Genomic DNA, 18238 nt, shown 5'->3' on the forward strand with positions numbered 1-18238 from the left:
ATGGAAAGTGTGTTTGGTGTAGATAAATTAACAACGCCTTTAAATGAGAGAGAAGATATTATTAAAGTAAAGAAATTGAATAAATGGTATGGGGATCACCATGTATTAAAGGATGTAGATTTAACAGTAAAACAAGGAGAAGTAATTGTTATTTTAGGACCTTCAGGGTCTGGTAAATCCACATTTATTCGAACTATTAATGCCTTAGAAGAATTTCAAAAAGGGGAAATAGTTGTTGATAATATTGCATTGACAGATGATCTGAAAAATATTGAGGAAATTCGCAAAGAAACGGGGATGGTGTTCCAATCATTTAATTTATTTCCTCATATGACCATTCTCAAAAATATTTCTTTAGCACCAATTTGGGTAAGAAAGTGGAAAAAGGCAAAAGCAGAACAAATTGCAAAAGAGTTGCTAGAAAGAGTCGGAATTCCAGAGCAAGCAAATAAATATCCAGGACAATTGTCAGGTGGACAACAGCAGCGTGTGGCAATAGCAAGAGCACTAGCAATGCAGCCGAAAATTATGCTATTTGATGAACCTACTTCTGCGCTTGATCCTGAAATGGTAAAAGAAGTATTGGATGTTATGAAAACTTTAGCAGAATCAGGTATGACCATGCTAGTAGTAACACATGAAATGGGATTTGCGAGACAAGTAGCGGATCGTATTATTCTATTTGATAAAGGAGAAATTGTAGAAATGGGGAAACCGGAAGAAATATTTGATAATCCAAAGCATGAACGGACTAAAGCATTCCTATCTCAGATACTTTAAAAAAAGAGCCATTGGCTCTTTTTTTGTTTGGTTTGTGTGGTTTCGAAAACCCCTGGCTATGCCGGGGGTTCTAAAGAGCTTCAAGCGTGGTATTAAAAAACCCCCCTTCAAATGGTAGGATAAAGTTGGTTTCCCGACCACTTTAACTCGCCATAGAAGGAGGTATGCCCCTTGAAGGACATGAATAGTTTAGCACACACGACATGGAATTGTAAGTATCACATCGTATTTGCACCAAAGTACAGAAGACAAATTATTTATGGGAAATACAAAAAGAGTATTGGACAAATTATCCGGGATTTGTGTGAACGAAAGGGTGTTGTCATTCATGAAGCCAATGCTTGTCCTGACCACATTCATATGTTAGTAAGTATCCCACCAAAATTAAGTGTGTCTCAGTTCATGGGTTACTTGAAAGGAAAAAGTAGTCTCATGATTTTCGATAGACATGCCAATTTAAAGTACCGATATGGAAATCGTAAATTTTGGTGTCGTGGCTTCTATGTTGATACCGTAGGCCGAAACAAAAAGCAAATACAAGAATACATTCGAAATCAGCTGGTAGAAGACTACCGAGCTGACCAGTTAACATTGTTCGAAGAGTTTGATCCGTTTACAGGAGAAAAAAATAAGAAGAAATAACGGAATTCTTTAGAATTGGTGAGAGAATGTGGTGCAAAAGGGAAACCCTTTCAGTGGGCCTTTAAGGCCAAGGCCGGTAAGAGAGGCTTTCAGCCGCAGAGCAAACCACCAGTTCACACTGGTGGTTTTGATTTGTAAATATATAACAATTCATTTTGTATAAAATATCACTATTTCGCTAAAAATGTAACAGTAGGTATAGAAAAATAGATGGTGATTCCAATGAAGGGCCTAAGTAGACTTGAAGCAATAATGTGGAGTATCGCACTTCCAGGTTTTAGTCAGTTATTATTGAAAAAATATTGGAAAGGAACATTGTTTGTTATTTTAGAGTTCATTATAAATGCGAAAAGTAATTTTAATTTAGCAATCATGCTAAGTTTTTGCGGCAATATCCAAGAGGCGATTGATATTATGGATTTTCAATGGATATTGTTTTATCCGTGTTTATATATGTTTGCAATGTGGGACGCGTATAAGGAAGTAATGGAAACAGACAATGAATATGCTTTCTTACCATTTGTATTTTGTGCATATTTTGTAACAGTAGGCGTTTTTTATTCGACGAAGTTGAAGTTATTTGGTGTGTTGTTAGGTCCTGTATTCTTGCCGATGGTTTTTTTGATACCTGGTATCATATGTGGTCATGCAGTAAAGTATTGTTTAATTTATTTTCGAAGGAAGAAGAATATGTCCTAGTTGTTCAATAAGGTGATAAAGAAAAAAAGTGAGATGTTGAAATAATGGTTAAGGGAAATTTCAGTAAAATAAAAAAATAAATAAAAAACCATTGGCAAATAGTTTAATATTGTATATAATTAATACATATTAATATTTGTATACTACTCAAAGGGGAGTAGCTTTTAGGTTGATACCTAAAACAAAGTCGTCAGTTCATGGCATATGCCATCGGCTTTGTTGGCATATTAGTGCTTAGCAAGACCTTTGCCTATTTGGCAAAGGTCTTTTTTGCGCACTTTTGTACATAATAACGAGAGGCGTAGCAAAACCTGCTAATAGGGAGTATACAAATAAACACCTAAAAGGGGGAAATATTATTGGATGCAAGCATGTTACTAGAGTATGGCTGGGTTTTACTTATTCTAATTGTATTAGAAGGGTTACTTGCAGCAGATAATGCGGTTGTAATGGCCGTTATGGTTAAACACTTACCAGTAGAGCAACAAAAAAAGGCGCTTTTCTACGGATTATTAGGTGCATTTGTCTTCCGTTTTGCTACTTTATTCATGATTTCTTTTTTAGTAGACGTATGGCAAGTGCAGGCGATAGGCGCACTATATCTTCTCTTTATTGCGGTGCATAATATTTATGGAAAGTATGCGAAGAAGAATGAAGAAGATAAAGGGGAAAAGTCAAAGAAAAAATCTGGTTTTTGGATGACTGTTTTAAAAGTTGAATTAGCAGACATCGCTTTTGCGATTGATTCCATGCTAGCTGCAGTTGCACTTGCGATTACTTTACCGAAAACAAATTGGTTTACGCTAGGTGGAATTGATGGTGGGCAATTCTTAGTAATGTTCCTTGGGGGATTAATTGGCTTAATCATCATGCGTTTTGCTGCTAACTGGTTTGTTAAATTACTTCATTCCCGTCCGTCTCTTGAAACAGCAGCATTTTTAATTGTAGGTTGGGTTGGTGTTAAATTAGCAGTCTTTACATTAGCACATCCATCTGTTGGATTCTTAGATGAGCATTTTCCAGAATCAAAAATATGGAAAGGAATATTCTGGTTTGTATTAGTCGCAATCGCAGTTGGCGGATATTTCTTTTCTAATAAAGAAGCGGTTAAAGCAAAAGAGAGCAATGCATAATAGACAAAAAGAAGAGACTGGGGCAAAACAAAAATATATAAGGCTCATCCGCCCCATTTCACTTCGTTTTTAAACGTTTTCTTCTAAAAAATGGTTGTTTGTATAATGGGAAATATAATTATTTGGAAAACGGAGCAGCCTGAATACAAGTAGATTCCTGTGGGATTAGCACAGTCTGAGAAACCGGAGAAGAGCTGAGGAGGCTCAGCGCGAGCCCCGCGGAAAACGAAGTGTATTTAGGCTGCTGGTAACAGCAACAAACTTCATAGAAAATCCTTTTTAATCGAATAAAAAAAGCCCGAACAATTACACGAACCTTTGCAATGTTCGTATAATTGTTCGGGTTTATCTTTGGCTGGAATACTTATGTTCCAGCCTTTATAGTTTGTACAGAAAGTGTACACAGACGTTACGAGGTGGCTTAAGTTTAGCCCCCTGGAAAGTAAAGATGGGGTTACTTTCATTTTCAACAAACTTTACGTTTTAGCTTAATGTGTTTTTCCAGATAGCTCTGCTTGGGCCTGTTGAACAAGTCTTTTTGTAATTTCTCCTCCAACAGAACCGTTTGAACGGGAAACGGTATCAGAACCTAGGTTTACTCCAAATTCTTGAGCGATTTCGTATTTAACACTATCTAAATATTGTTCAATTCCTGGAACTAATAATTTATTTCTAGAAGCCATTTTGTTTTCCTCCTAATTATATAGTACAGTCATTATTTATCAAATTCATTGCGTTGTGTTAATAGAAATGATAAATGATTCTGTATTAATAATATATGGATTTATTTCATGTTCATTAGTGGTAAAGTTTGTGTGTATGGGAGAAAATAGGATGTATTGGAAGTATAACATGCTTCAATGTATTTGTAGTAAGTTCTTTAGCTTGGGCATTTTCTTCCTATATATTAGCTACTATGATTTAAAAGATACATAAACATTAAAATATTTGGTTGTATGGGCAGGGATAGATAACTTATACTGGTAATTATTCATATATAAAAAAAGGCATAATAAAAAACGCTTTATTATGTAGCTTTGAAGAAAGGAATTGTTTTTTAATGGGCAAGAAACTTAAGTTAGTCCTACAAAACCTAACTCCTGCGCAAATGATTACTAGCTATTATATTTTAGCAGTTAGCATTTCTGTTTTATTGTTAAGTTTACCAGGGGTACATAAAGCCGGAGTAACGGTTTCATTTATGGATACGTTATTTACTGCGGTTACTGCAGTAAGTGTAACGGGACTAACTGTAATTAATATCGCTGAAACATATAGTACTTTTGGTATCATAATATTAATGCTTGTTTTACAATTTGGCGGAATTGGTGTAATGGCAATAGGTACATTTTTTTGGATGATTTTTCGCAGGAAGATAGGATTAAGAGAAAGACAATTAATTATGATTGATCACAATCAGTCTAATTTATCAGGTCTTGTTAATTTAATTAGAGAGATTTTCAAAATCATTCTTATCATTGAAATTTTAGGTGCTATTATACTTACTTTGCAATTCCATAATTATTATCCTAATTGGACAGAATCATTTTTACAAGGAACCTTTGCCGCTGTTAGTGCCACTACTAATGGTGGATTGGATTTAACGGGGCAATCTCTTACTCCATTTAAGGATGATTATTTTGTACAGCTAGTTAATATTATCCTTATTACATTAGGAGCAATTGGATTCCCTGTACTAATAGAAGTGAAAAATTATCTTTTTCCGAAAGCTGGAAATATGCATCTAAAGTTTTCTTTATTTACAAAGTTAACAACTATTACTTTTGTTTTCCTTTTACTATTCGGAACAATCATGATTATTGTATTAGAATGGGGAAATTATTATGCTGGAATGAGCTGGCATCAAATATTCTTTAATGCGTTTTTTCATTCCACCTCGACGCGAAGTGGGGGGTTAGCAACAATGGAATTAAACGAGTTCTCTATGCCAACCTTGCTAATATTTTGTTTCCTTATGTTTATTGGTGCTTCCCCAAGTTCAGTTGGTGGAGGGATTAGAACGACAACTTTTGCATTGAATATTTTATTTATTTATCATTATGCTAATGGCAATCGTCATATAAAAATATTTAAAAGAGAAATTCATGAAGAAGATATTATTAAATCATTGGTTGTAACGATATTTGCGACTGGAATTTGTCTTATCGCTGTTATTGCCTTGTCAATATCAGAGAAAGCTCCCCTTATTGCTATCCTTTTCGAAGTTTGTTCCGCTTTCGGAACAACCGGGCTCTCATTAGGGTTGACACCAGAATTATCTAGTTTTGGTAAGTGTGTCATTATGCTGCTAATGTTCATTGGAAGAATTGGCTTAACTTCTTTCATCTATATAATTGGTGGAAAAGAGAAAAAAGATAATTTCCATTATCCAAAAGAACGAATTATTATTGGGTAATCAAATGAAGTAATGGAGTTGTGTTTGTTGACTCACTCGATCAGTTTGTCGACAAACAGATTTTTAGAAACTTAAATGGAATTTTCATGCGTTGCTTGGAGTGGAAGGGGTGAGACTCCTGTGGGATTAGCGAGACAGTCTGAGACCCTGCAGGCTAAAAGCCGAAGCGGCTCAGCGCGAGCCCCACGGAAAGCAACATCCCTATTCAAAGGGACTAATAAATATAATATAGACAAACCTCTATATCTAAAATTCAGGAGTTTGTCTACAGTCTGATGGAGTTGTGTCTGTTAACACACTCCATTTTTTGTTTTTTACAAAAGTAGGGAAGCATATCTTTTTTTAGCGTGAGGATAATAAAAATGTAATAGTGAAAGGAAAGGTGATAAAAATGGCTAAGCGGAAGGCTGAATTCAATAGTGTTGAGAAATATAGTAAAACACCGAAGAAAAATAGGCAGGAAACAGAATTTTCTGCTGAATTTAGCAGGGGAGAAAACCCAATTAAAGGTGCTAATAGAAATTCAAAGCATGGAAGAGAGGGACAATAAAATGGTAAAAAAAGTAAAGGATCGTAAACAGGCAGAAACTTCAAATGTAGAATTTGGCCAAGAATTTGGCGATATTAATGCAAGTAAATTTTATGATACAGGCGGGTTGACGAAGGATAAAGTAAAGGGAGCAAGTAAAAAGAAATAAAAAAATTCCCATCAGTATATTTGGTTTGCTGATGGGAACCTAAATTATCGATTTGTTTGTACGGATTGATGTACTCTCGCGCAAAGTTTTTTGAATTTTGAGCTTCTTAATTCAATTATTGGCTGTGTTAACGAAATGATGATATTACTTGAAAGTAATATGGTAATAAAGAATGACACAATTACAATCATGGCATACGATTGTGGTGATTCAAAAATATCTGGTAAATCACTTTGTCTAAAGAGACGGATAAAGAAACCATGTAATAAATATACATATAACGTAGATTTACCGAATTTAGTAAAAAAATACTCCTTTTTAGGCACGCAAGCGAAAAAACAGAAAATCATCAGAAAGCTTAATACATAAAAAAATAACCGAATAGCCATTCCAATCAAGTAACCTTCCCCTAATGCTTCATATGATTTTGAGCCAAATAACCATTGATAATTAATAGATGGGAATAAATGGAATCCGATAAAAACAAGAGCGAAAATTATCATAGCACTTATTGTGGCTTTTCTTGTTTTTACAAAATCGAAATGCTCTTTTTTCATATAAAAACCTATTAAGAATAAAGGAAAGAAGACAAATGTTCGCGTTAAGCTTAAATAACTTGACGTCCAGTCGACCATTCCAATAGCTAATCCCAATAGAAGGGATAGTATAATTCCGTGTAACGGTTTTAATTTAACATATGCTAGTAAAAAGATGTTCCAAAAAAACAAACTGATTAAGAACCATAAGGACCAATGGGGAGTCAAAGGCTCAATCGCAAAAGTCGACTTTCCATAAAGAAAATAATAAAAAATGCTGTATACAAGCTGAAAGATAAGATAGGGAATGATTAGTTTTTTTGCATATTTCTTTATATAACCCTTTTCCGCTATTCCTTTTGCAAAAAATCCGGAAATAAGAATAAATGCTGGCATATGGAAAGTATATATTACCTTATATAATGTATAAATATTTTGATTGTCATTTATAAATGATTGGATAAAATGACCGAAGACAACGAAAAAAATCAAAAGAAATTTTGCATTATCAAAGTAGTAATCCCGCTGTTTCATAAACTCATCCTTTCATGAATGAAATATCATCTATTTCACTAACTATATATAACACAAATTCACTAGTTTTAATCCCATGTAGTTGATCTGTTAACTAAATAACTTCTGTTTATTACAAAAATGAAATGTACACGAAAAAAGTTGAAACAAAAAATCTTATTTATAATAACAGGTACACCTTTAAATTTGTTTAAATTTTTTTGGAAATCACTGAAATGATAGGAGGGAAAGGAAGAAAAAGACAAATAGTTTTTGGCAGGATATTTGTTTCGAATGAAGATAATGCAGTAATACTATTTTTGCAAATTCCATTATTTTTTCAGAAGGAAAGGAAATTCAAGAATAATGTAGAATAATGTAAACACTACGTTTGAAAAGGGGGTATCCAAATAAATGGATAGTATATCCTATTCAGAAGAATATCGACAATTACAAATGAAGCTGAATGAAGTGGAAAAAGAAAATACACTTCTAAAGAAAAAACTAGAAGAACAGAATCGAATATGGGATAGGAGAATAATTGCTTTCCAAACTATAAATGTAGGATTAATTATTTTTGATGATAATGGGGTCATTCGAGATATTAATACATGTCTTTGTGATTACTTTAACGTGAATATAAATCAAGTGGTTAATAGGAACATAACACATTTTCTGCAACAGGAAGACCGTTCTATGATAAGGGACCATCTTAATCATATAAAAACCAAATCAGGTCTAATTCGAAATGTTTTACCATTAACTATTCATGGTCGAAAACATTATTTTGAAACGCAGACTAGCCAATTGCCTAATAAATTGGGTTTCTTTACAATAATCGGAAAGATAACGGAGAAATTTGAAAAGGAAAGAGAAAAAGAAGAGACTCGCAAACTTTACAATGATTTTTTTACAGAGGCGCTTGATGGTATTGTTTTATGGAAAGAAACAGGGCAAATTATTGCAGCAAATTCATCAGCGCTTAAAATTTTTGAAAGTTCTGAAGAAAAACTATTGAAATCAAAAATTAGTGATTTTATTTATAAAAAGGATTCTCGCTATGCAGAGATGGTTATGAGCTTATACTATAAGAAATCAAATCGGGAAGAATTAATGTTTTTGATGCCAAATGGACAGAAAAAAATATTAGAATTTACAACAAAGCTTCATTCGGTAGAAGGGTTAAATATGAGTATTTTCCGTAATGTTACGGAGCGTTATAAAATGGAAGAGGAACTAAGAGAAAGCAAGGTAATGTTTGAAAATATTTTTGAAGAAGTGTTTGATGGGATAATTCTTTGGGATCAGAACTATACAATAATTGATATGAATAAAGCAGCCGAACGTTTGCTTAATGAAAACAAAGAGAGTTTAATCGGTTCAAATTTATTATCATATTTGCCTTCTGCTAAAACGATAGGGGAAGATATAAAACCGAAGTTATTAAAGCTGAAAAAAGATGGACAAAATCAAGGCCTTTATACGGTGAAATTTCTTGATAATCGAGAGTATACTCAGTTTGAATATCGAAATAAATTTAATATCTATTCAGGATTAAGTATAACTACATTACGTGATATTACTGAAAATGCCGTTTTAGAAGAACAGCTCAGGAAGTCATCTACGTTAAATGTTGTAGGAGAATTGGCAGCGGGAATAGCCCATGAAATTCGCAATCCAATGACAGCGTTAAAGGGATTTATACAATTATTAGAAGATGGGGTCGCTTCACAGGAAAATGAAATGTATTTTTCTGTAATAAAATCCGAGTTAACGAGGATAGAATCTATTATTAATGAATTTTTATTACTCGCAAAACCACAAGCTGTCCAATATGTTAAACGCGATGTAAGACAAATTATGAATGATACCATTGAATTACTTCATGCCCAAGCAGTATTACAAAATGTTCAAATTACAAAAATGTATAGCGAAGAACTTCCGACAATTTATTGTGAACCGAATCAACTGAAACAGGTATTTATAAATATTATTAAAAATGCAATCGAAGTATTAGAAGATGGCGGTGAAATAGCAATATCTATTGAATGTAAAGAGGATTGCTTTCATATAGCAATTCGTGATAATGGAGAGGGGATGAGTAAAGAAAAACTAGCGAGAATCGGAGAGCCCTTTTATACTACGAAAGACAAAGGGACTGGCTTAGGGTTACTCGTATCCTATCAAATAATTGAAGACCATCAAGGAAAAGTAATAGTTGATTCTGAACTAGGAATAGGGACGATTTTTCATATTCATCTCCCTATAAGGCGGGAATCAGTGGACTAAAGGAATCATTATTTTTAGCCCTTGATTTAAAGAGGGTTTTTTAATAGAAAAAAGTAATAGGTATTGGTTAAAAAGAATGGGCTTACTTGGGCCCTTTTTTGTTTGCAGTCCGTTATCACCACACTATTAACCTGAAGTGGAAAATTTTTGAAAGAAATTAGTATTGAAGAAAAAAGTATCACGTACGCTAATAAAATTTCAAAATTTATCTTGACTCGCCCACCTACTTTGATTAATATCTAATTAGATATTAATCAAAGTAGGTGGATATATGCAATTAGACAAGTTGGTTGCTTTTCATAAAATGATGGGAGATCCAACAAGAGTAAGAATTATCTCCTTATTAGCAAATAAACCATGGAATGGCCAAGCATTAGCAGAAAAACTAGGTTTATCAGCACCAACTATTACCCATCATTTAAAAAAAATGCGGGAAATAAATGTAGTTTATGAAAGAAGAGATAAGAATACGATTTATTTTTTCTTAAACAAATCAGTTATTTTACAACAAACAGATTCCTTAAGAAATCTAGCAATAGGAATGGAGGAGAGTGTTATGGCAGTTACCAATGAGGAACAAGCAAAAATTGTGGAAAACTTCTTTACGAAAGAAGGTCGGCTTAAAAATATTCCTTCTCAGAGAAAGAAGAAGTTAGTCGTCTTTAAATACATGCTGAAGGGGATAGAATTTGGCAGAAAATATGAAGAAAAAGAAATAAATGAATATATAAAACAATATTTCGACGACTATGCAACAATTAGACGAGAGTTTATCATCAATCATTTTATGTATAGAGAAAATAATATATATGAACTTAATCCTGAGGAAATGTGGGCGAAGTAAAAAGAGAGAAGCTGGGACAGAACAAAATATATAATAGATAAAGACGAACAATCTCTCATTTAGTAGCGAAACCAACTCGTTCCATTATGCTACAGACACTCTATGCGCCGGGGAGCAACCTAAGCCTATGGGGTCTTAGGTTTTGCTCTACTTCCCGCAGGAGTTGAGTGTCCTCCGCTCCATTTCACTCCGTTTTTAAAGGTTATTTCGTTCCATCATTTTTTTAAAGAAAATATAATGAGTAGGAAATACAAAGCAGCCTGAATACAAGTAGACTCCTATGGGAGCTGCGAGAAAGTCCAAGACCTCGCAGGAACGAGAAGGCTTGGCGCTCGCCCCATGGAAAGCGAAGTGTATTCAGTCTGCGGGTGATCACTACAAACCGTCTTTCTTAAATGAATAAAACCCCAAACAATTATACGAACTTTTCACTTAGCATGTACGTATAATCGTTCGGGGTTATTTGGTTGAAAATACTTATGTCCCAGCTTTATATACTGCTATTAAAATCATTGATAATATTCTGGTTTTCGATCAGCAAAAATCGGAATTGTTTTGCGAACCTCTGTAACTTTTTCTAAATCAATCGCAGCAGATAGAATTTCTTCTATTTCACCAGCTTCTGCAACGATTTCTCCCCATGGATCTATTACCATACTATGTCCTGCAAAGATATTATCAGGGTCTGCTCCAACACGATTACAAGCGATGACATAGCATTGATTTTCAATGGCACGAGCAATCAATAAACTTTTCCAATGTGCTAGTCTGGGCTTTGGCCATTCTGCAACAACAAAGATTGCCTCTGCTCCTTTTGTTGTATGAGCTCTTATCCATTCAGGAAAACGGATATCGTAGCAAATCATACTTGCAAAGGTACTGTTCTCTAAAGAAAATAGTCCACTTGATGTCCCACTTTTTAAGTATAAATGTTCATCCATTAGCTGAAAAAGGTGAAGCTTATCATATTCATGAATAACTTCGCCAGATTTATCTATAACAATAAGGGAATTATAGATGCCGTTTCCTTTATTATTTGCAATAGATCCACCAACAATATGGACTTGATGTTTCAGAGCTAATTCTTTTAAAAAGGAGATCGTACTTTTTGCGTGTTTATCAGCAATAGCAAGAAGTCTTGTTAAGTCATAGCCAGTTGACCATAGCTCAGGCAGAACAATAATATCACAATTTTCTTTGCAAGCAGCTGCTATTTTTTCTTCTACTTGTTTAAAATTATCTTCAGGCTTCCCAAATGCGATATCCATCTGAATTAGTCTAATTCTAAATTTCAAATCTTACACCTCTATTCATCTTCCATGATTTCCGTTATAATGATAAACAACAAAAAATCCAATTATTATATTAATTTCGTTATATCATAAAAAAGCGAATTATTAAACGATTATTTATTTAAATCCAACATGGAACTGTCTTTCTTTGTGTCTGATTCATCCATGTTTAAAGTAATTGGAATATTTTTAACGCTTAAGAAGGTGTGTGTACATGAAGAAATATGAACAATCTCAGTTATTGAAAAATTTACCAGAACAATTTTTTGCTTCATTAGTTACAAAAGTTAATAGCTATATCGAAAAAGGGCATGATGTGATTAATTTAGGCCAAGGTAATCCAGATCAACCAACACCTTCTCACATTATTAAAAGTTTGCAAGTTGCAGCAGAACAACCGACTAATCATAAGTATTCACCGTTTAGAGGATACTCTCATTTAAAGAAGGCTGTTTCTCAATTTTACAAAAAAGAATACGATGTTGATTTAGATCCTGAATCAGAGGTTGCTATTTTATTTGGCGGAAAGGCTGGTTTAGTAGAGATACCAGTTTGTTTACTAAATCCAGGTGAAACAGTGATGGTTCCAGACCCTGGTTATCCCGACTATCTATCTGGGATTGCTTTAGCAAAAGCTGAGACTGTTATGATGCCATTACGAGAAGAGAATAATTTTTTACCAAATTATAAGGAGATAGAAGAACATGAATTAGAGAAAGCAAAATTAATGTTCTTAAATTATCCCAACAATCCAACAGGAGCAATTGCCACAAAAGAATTCTTTGCTGAAACGATTTCTTTAAGTAAACAACATGATATATGCGTTGTTCATGATTTTGCATATGGAGCGATTGGTTTCGATCAGAAAAAACCTCTTAGCTTTTTACAGCTAGAGGGAGCAAAGGATATTGGTGTCGAAATTTATACTTTATCCAAGACTTTTAACATGGCTGGCTGGAGAGTTGCATTTGCGGTTGGAAATAGTAGTGTCGTTTCTGCTATCAATCTTTATCAAGACCATTTATATGTAAGTCTATTTGGCGCAATACAAGAAGCTGCCTATACAGCATTAACTGACTCTCAAAATTGTGTTAGAGAGATGAATGAGCTTTATGAACGAAGACGAAATGTATTAATAAAAGGACTCAATGAAATCGGATGGAAAGTCAATGCCCCGGAAGGTTCATTCTTTGCTTGGCTAAAAGTACCAGATGGATTTACCTCACAGGAGTTTAGTGATTATTTATTAGAGACAGTCCATATTGCAATGGCTCCAGGCTCAGGATTTGGTCAATTTGGTGAAGGCTATGTTCGAATAGGTCTATTAACAGAAGAAGATAGATTACAAGAGGCAATTGACAGATTAAAAGAGCTTCCGATTTTTAATTAATTGCTTCTAGATAAAAGGATTGAATGGATTTCTAACTCTGTTCAATCCTTATTATTTTTCGCTCTTAACACTAGAATAAGTAGAAAAATCATGGGAGTGGAATTTTCTTTCATATATACAGTAACTAATAGGTTAATATAACTAATATGAAAGCGCTTACTTGATTGTGATGTGTTTTTCGACTGTTTTCATCATTGTTCTTGTCGAAAAACAGTATGGTTATCAAGGTTTAGTGAGTCTAATTACCTATTTTGATTCAAAAAAATGTCTAATATTGCGAATCTATTTACTTTTATTTGTTTTATTGTAATAATTCATCAAGTAAACAATAATGAATTGTTTGTAAGTATTGGAATTTGATTAGGAGGAAGCAAGGTGTATTGTAAGAAGACAGAATTATTATTTGAAATTCAAGATAAGAGGGAGGTAATGATTAAAACAGCGAAAGAACGCGGAACAATCGATGAGGAGACAATCAGATTAAGTCAAGAATTAGATGAACTAATCTATGAATATCAGCTTGTATTTCGCTACGAAAGTGAAAAAAGAAAACAAATAAAACGACAATTTAAAAATACTCGAATATTTTGGTCTAATGCTAATCGATATAAACGGAAAAATTATTCCGAGGTTGCATATAGATAAATATAAAAACTAAATTACGGTGAAGGGTAATGGCAGGAATTACCTTAATAATATTTCATCTAAATCAATGCCCTTCTATAATAAAATATTTAAGCACCCCGTTTTCCACACAATATTATATCCACTATTTTGATAAAAAAATACGCTTCTCTTGTTCATAAGCTTTTTAGCCTCCATTTTTTGGAGAATAATCAGAAGATGAATGCATTTATTATGCAAGAAGCGTAAAGACAAGCTATCATTCCATTATAGGTAAGATGATATTTACTTTTGTTCCTTTCTTTTCTCTACTGGATATATGAATTTCACCATTGAATGATTCAATAATTCTTTTACATACAACGAGTCCTAGGCCAGTGCCTGTTTCCTTCGAAGTATGGAATGGCTCAAAAATTTTCTTTAACTGTTGGCTGGACATCCCAATTCCATTATCGATGATTGTAATCATGACGTTTGAATGAATACGTTGGACAGAAAGTTCTAGCTGACCACCATTTTCCATCGCTTCAAGTGCATTTTTTGTTAGATTTAGTAGCACTTGTTTCATTTGATCGGCAATCCCGAGGATGTATATATCTTGTTCTGGAATTTTTTCTATATATTTAACATTATATAAATTTGCCTCAGAAATAATTAATGGATTAAGTTCTGCAATAATCGATTTTATATTCATTTTGTCTTTTATTTGTGCGGTTGGTTTTCCTAAAATAAGGAATTGGCTTACAATTTCGTTTATTCGCATTATTTCCTTTTGGATTATAGAAAAATAAAGCTGATCTTGTTGGTCTTGGTATTTCTCACTTAATAGTTGGATTAATCCTTTAATTCCTGTTAGAGGATTCCTAATTTCATGAGCAGAACTTGCAGCTAAATTGCCAACTAGCTCTAATTTTTGAATTTCATTCTGTTTTGCTTCTTCTTCTCTTGTTTTTCTCTGGTAGTAGAGGACTATAATCATATAAAATAGATGGAAGATTACTATAAAGAAAAGAAGTATCCATATTTTCGATTTTACAATGTTCCATATATTCGGTTCTGCTAATTCGACAACAATGGTCCAAGGCAGGCGGTCAATCGGTGTACTAATAACATTTTCACCGATAGTCGCACCCTCATTTATATAAAGGATACGTTCCTTTTGATCATTCATAATCGCAATATTCTCTTCAGAAGATAGCATTTTCGTTATATTTATTAAATAATCAACACGGAGATAAGCGGTTATAATTGAGTCTAAACGATTATGTTGATTTACAATAGGCATTGCAATACCGATAACCTTCTGGCCGTTACTTAATACCTCTTCTTTATTTGAGATTACTAAATCTTTCGAATTAACAACTTCTACTATATAATCCTCATCAGAAATATCAATGGAGTCATATGTATCATTGACACCAGCGATCGTTTTTCCGTTGTTATCAAGCAAGAATAAACCACCATAAATCCGCTCATTCGTAAATACTTTTCTTAGTAATTGATCTATTTCTTCTGGTGAATCGATGTTTGTTTGAATCGAAAGGCTTAGAATATTTAAAGTAGAAACAATTTTGTTTATATAAGAGTCCCATTGTCTTTGGTGTATGGAAGCTACCCATTCTGCGTGAGTCTTATTTTTTGTCTCTTCTTTGTTTATTTGATAGTTAAAAAATAGAATACTCGTAATAATGATAGGAACGATGACAATTGCAAAATATAAAAGCTTTTTTTTTGTATTTATTTTCATCAATAGATTCTCCATAAAGTAATGCCATTATATAAACTTAATTATAACATGAAAAAGGGAAAGCTCAATCAAGGGAAGCTACCCATTAAAAATAGACTGTTTTCGTAAAGTTTGTTGCTATACCCGAAGCCAGAAGGAGTCTACGTGTATTCTGGCTGCTCTATTTTTCCCACTAATTGTTTTTCTTATTGAGAAAAACAGCCTAAAAATAAGATGGATTCTATCTGGAAATTGACAAAAGCGATGGGGAATAATATAATTTATTTTAATTCGAGATATGTATTATACTAATAAGGGAAGTTTATAGATGGCAAAAAAAGATATTGATCAATCACTAAAATTATATATTGTAATGTCGCGAGCTTATCGCGCTATAAATGAAAATGTAAATAAATTAATTACGGCAAACGGCTTGAACCCAACAGAGTTTGCCGTGTTAGAATTGTTATACCATAAAGGGGATCAACCACTACAGCAAATTGGCGGAAAGATTTTGTTAGCAAGTGGAAGTATCACTTATGTTGTTGATAAATTAGAAGAAAAGGGCTATTTGAAAAGAGTTGCTTGTCCAACAGATAGACGAGTTACATTTGCTCAAATTACAGATAAAGGTAAACGGCTGATTGAAGGCATTTTCCCAAATCATGAACAAAGAATTCACGAAATTATGTCTGAATTATCACCTGAAGAAAAAGACATAGCTATTGGATTAATAAAGAGAGTTGGGTTATCTGTCGGGAAAAATTAAATCAAAGAAATTTAGATTAAAGCGATTATTTATGGGGAAAGATTTATTTTGAAATAATTAATTCTTCCATTATGAATATTCGCTTTTTTGTATTTGTCGCACTGGTTTTCATGTATAATGAGGAAAGCAAGCTTAGTAATATATAGGAGGTATCGGAATGAAATTTTCGGAATTTACATACAAAAGACCAGATATAGAGGAATTTACAACCAAAATAAATGAAATATTAGTTGATTTTCATCAATCAGAACATGTTCAGCAGCAAATTACAGCGATTGAAAAAATAAACGAGCTAAGAAATGATATTTCAACTATGTTTAATTTATGTTATATTCGCCATTCTGTTGATACAAATGATGAATTTTATCAACAAGAACAAGATTATATCGATGAAGTTTCACCTAAAGTAGAAGGTCTTATTACTAAATATTATCAAGCACTTGTCCAATCAAAATTTAAAGAGCAATTAGAAGAAAAATGGGGCAAACAATTGTTTGCGTTGGCAGAAGCACAATTAAAAGTATTCTCTGAAGATGTAGTAGAACTGCTTCAGAAAGAAAATAAACTATCGACAGAATATACTAAGCTTGTTGCCTCTGCAAAGATTCTGTTTGATGGTGAAGAAAGAACGCTTGCACAACTACAGCCATTTACAGAGTCAAAAGACCGGGAAACAAGAAAGGCTGCAAGTGAAGCACGTTTCGCTTTTTTTCGTGAAAATGAAGAGCAGCTAGATAGAATATATGATGATATGGTAAAGATCCGTACAGAAATTGCTAGTAAGCTAGGGTATCAAAATTTCGTTGAGCTAGGCTACTATCGTATGTATCGAACAGATTATAACGCAGAATTGGTTGCAGCTTTTAGAAAACAAGTGGAGGAACATATCGTCCCACTTGCAACCAAATTAAAAGAAAGACAAAAAGAGAGAATAGGTGTAGATTCCTTAAAGTTTTATGATGAGCCATTAGAATTTTTAACTGGAAATGCAACTCCTAAAGGAGATCCAGCATGGATTGTTGAAAATGGTCAAAAGATGTACAATGAACTATCAAAAGAAACAGGGGCTTTTTTCTCTTACTTGAGAGAAACTGAATTAATGGATTTAGTCGCTAAAAAAGGGAAAGCTGGCGGTGGATACTGTACTTTCATTGAAAATTATAAGGCACCATTTATTTTTTCAAACTTTAATGGAACATCAGGTGATATTGATGTTTTAACACATGAAGCTGGTCATGCATTCCAAGTTTATTCGAGTGGAAGCTTTGATATTCCAGAATATTATTGGCCAACGTATGAAGCGGCTGAAATTCATTCCATGAGTATGGAATTCTTTACATGGCCATGGATGGAATTATTCTTCAAAGAAGACGTAGAGAAGTATAAGTTTTCGCATTTAAGTTCAGCGTTATTATTCCTTCCATATGGTGTATCAGTCGATGAATTCCAACATTGGGTATATGAAAATCCAACTGCTACTCCAAAAGAAAGAAAGCAAGCATGGAGAAATATTGAGAAAAAATATAGTCCGCATCTTGATTATGATGGAAATGAGTATTTAGAGAATGGCGGTTTTTGGCAAAAACAAGGGCATATTTATAATTCACCATTCTATTATATTGATTATACATTAGCGCAAATATGTGCTTTTCAATTTTGGAAACGCTCAAGAGAAAACCAAGAAGAGGCTTGGGCAGATTATGTGAAGCTTTGCGAATTAGGAGGAAGTATGCCATTTACAGAACTGGTTAAAGCAGCTAATTTAATTTCTCCTTTTGAAGAGGGCTGTGTGGAGTCTGTTGTAGGCGTTATTGATGAATGGTTAAACTCTGTTGATGATCGCAGTTTATAAAACAAGAAAAACGTGGGATAATTTCCCCACGTTTT

Annotated in this window: 17 protein-coding genes and 1 riboswitch; of the genes, 13 read left to right on the forward strand and 4 right to left on the reverse strand. The window is 33.4% G+C overall.

What is annotated here, in order from left to right; genetic code table 11:
• The 4 genes from HHU08_RS09020 to HHU08_RS09035 all read left to right on the forward strand — a co-directional run bounded on the left by HHU08_RS09020 (position 1) and on the right by HHU08_RS09035 (position 3254).
• Positions 1-780, forward strand: a complete 780-nt coding sequence (locus HHU08_RS09020) for an amino acid ABC transporter ATP-binding protein (RefSeq protein WP_016200904.1) — start codon at positions 1-3, stop codon at positions 778-780.
• 180 nt (positions 781-960) lie between these two features.
• Complete coding sequence (gene tnpA, locus HHU08_RS09025) at positions 961-1422, forward strand: IS200/IS605 family transposase (protein ID WP_098796075.1); 462 nt, start codon at positions 961-963, stop codon at positions 1420-1422.
• Positions 1423-1644: 222 nt separating this feature from the next.
• Positions 1645-2121 carry a hypothetical protein gene (locus HHU08_RS09030; RefSeq protein ID WP_101730103.1) on the forward strand — a complete coding sequence of 159 codons (477 nt, stop codon included), beginning with the start codon at positions 1645-1647 and terminating at the stop codon, positions 2119-2121.
• Between the two features lie 140 nt (positions 2122-2261).
• Positions 2262-2357, forward strand: a riboswitch (yybP-ykoY riboswitch).
• 123 nt (positions 2358-2480) lie between these two features.
• Complete coding sequence (locus HHU08_RS09035; protein ID WP_016200906.1) at positions 2481-3254, forward strand: TerC family protein; 774 nt, start codon at positions 2481-2483, stop codon at positions 3252-3254.
• 488 nt (positions 3255-3742) lie between these two features.
• Here HHU08_RS09035 and HHU08_RS09040 read toward each other — a convergent pair whose 3' ends face one another.
• Entirely contained in the window at positions 3743-3937 is a 195-nt protein-coding gene (locus HHU08_RS09040) for an alpha/beta-type small acid-soluble spore protein (protein ID WP_016200907.1), read from the reverse strand.
• 377 nt (positions 3938-4314) lie between these two features.
• Between HHU08_RS09040 and HHU08_RS09045 the strand changes: the two genes are divergently transcribed.
• The 3 genes from HHU08_RS09045 to HHU08_RS09055 all read left to right on the forward strand — a co-directional run bounded on the left by HHU08_RS09045 (position 4315) and on the right by HHU08_RS09055 (position 6368).
• Complete coding sequence (locus HHU08_RS09045; protein WP_101730102.1) at positions 4315-5670, forward strand: TrkH family potassium uptake protein; 1356 nt, start codon at positions 4315-4317, stop codon at positions 5668-5670.
• A 391-nt stretch (positions 5671-6061) separates the two neighbouring features.
• On the forward strand, positions 6062-6220 hold the full coding sequence (locus HHU08_RS09050; protein WP_016200909.1) for a hypothetical protein: 159 nt from the start codon (positions 6062-6064) through the stop codon (positions 6218-6220).
• A 1-nt stretch (position 6221) separates the two neighbouring features.
• On the forward strand, positions 6222-6368 hold the full coding sequence (locus HHU08_RS09055) for a hypothetical protein (protein ID WP_169188314.1): 147 nt from the start codon (positions 6222-6224) through the stop codon (positions 6366-6368).
• Positions 6369-6412: 44 nt separating this feature from the next.
• On the opposite strand, the gene HHU08_RS09060 is transcribed toward HHU08_RS09055, so the two are convergent.
• Positions 6413-7438, reverse strand: coding sequence for an acyltransferase family protein (locus HHU08_RS09060; RefSeq protein WP_169188315.1), 1026 nt, complete (start codon positions 7436-7438; stop codon positions 6413-6415).
• 393 nt (positions 7439-7831) lie between these two features.
• Between HHU08_RS09060 and HHU08_RS09065 the strand changes: the two genes are divergently transcribed.
• Together HHU08_RS09065 and HHU08_RS09070 are read left to right on the forward strand one after the other, a co-directional pair.
• The gene (locus HHU08_RS09065) at positions 7832-9706 is read left to right on the forward strand and encodes an ATP-binding protein (RefSeq protein WP_101730100.1); all 1875 of its coding nucleotides are present in this window, start codon (positions 7832-7834) and stop codon (positions 9704-9706) included.
• A 271-nt stretch (positions 9707-9977) separates the two neighbouring features.
• On the forward strand, positions 9978-10550 hold the full coding sequence (locus HHU08_RS09070) for a DUF2087 domain-containing protein (protein WP_016200913.1): 573 nt from the start codon (positions 9978-9980) through the stop codon (positions 10548-10550).
• 509 nt (positions 10551-11059) lie between these two features.
• Here HHU08_RS09070 and HHU08_RS09075 read toward each other — a convergent pair.
• Entirely contained in the window at positions 11060-11845 is a 786-nt protein-coding gene (locus tag HHU08_RS09075; protein ID WP_101730099.1) for a carbon-nitrogen family hydrolase, read from the reverse strand.
• A gap of 211 nt (positions 11846-12056) precedes the next feature.
• Here HHU08_RS09075 and HHU08_RS09080 point away from each other — a divergent pair, with 211 nt between their 5' ends.
• Entirely contained in the window at positions 12057-13232 is a 1176-nt protein-coding gene (locus HHU08_RS09080; protein ID WP_169188316.1) for a pyridoxal phosphate-dependent aminotransferase, read from the forward strand.
• Between the two features lie 375 nt (positions 13233-13607).
• Positions 13608-13877 carry an aspartyl-phosphate phosphatase Spo0E family protein gene (locus HHU08_RS09085; protein WP_016200916.1) on the forward strand — a complete coding sequence of 90 codons (270 nt, stop codon included), beginning with the start codon at positions 13608-13610 and terminating at the stop codon, positions 13875-13877.
• Between the two features lie 238 nt (positions 13878-14115).
• Here HHU08_RS09085 and HHU08_RS09090 read toward each other — a convergent pair whose 3' ends face one another.
• Positions 14116-15603, reverse strand: a complete 1488-nt coding sequence (locus tag HHU08_RS09090; protein WP_169188317.1) for an ATP-binding protein — start codon at positions 15601-15603, stop codon at positions 14116-14118.
• 307 nt (positions 15604-15910) lie between these two features.
• On the opposite strand from HHU08_RS09090, the gene HHU08_RS09095 reads away from it, so the two are divergent.
• Together HHU08_RS09095 and HHU08_RS09100 are read left to right on the forward strand one after the other, a co-directional pair.
• Positions 15911-16351, forward strand: a complete 441-nt coding sequence (locus HHU08_RS09095) for a MarR family winged helix-turn-helix transcriptional regulator (RefSeq protein WP_101730097.1) — start codon at positions 15911-15913, stop codon at positions 16349-16351.
• Between the two features lie 157 nt (positions 16352-16508).
• Positions 16509-18203, forward strand: a complete 1695-nt coding sequence (locus HHU08_RS09100) for a M3 family oligoendopeptidase (RefSeq protein WP_169188318.1) — start codon at positions 16509-16511, stop codon at positions 18201-18203.
• Positions 18204-18238 lie beyond the last annotated feature (35 nt).

This window comes from Niallia alba, assembly GCF_012933555.1.
Lineage (GTDB): Bacteria > Bacillota > Bacilli > Bacillales > Cytobacillaceae > Niallia > Niallia alba.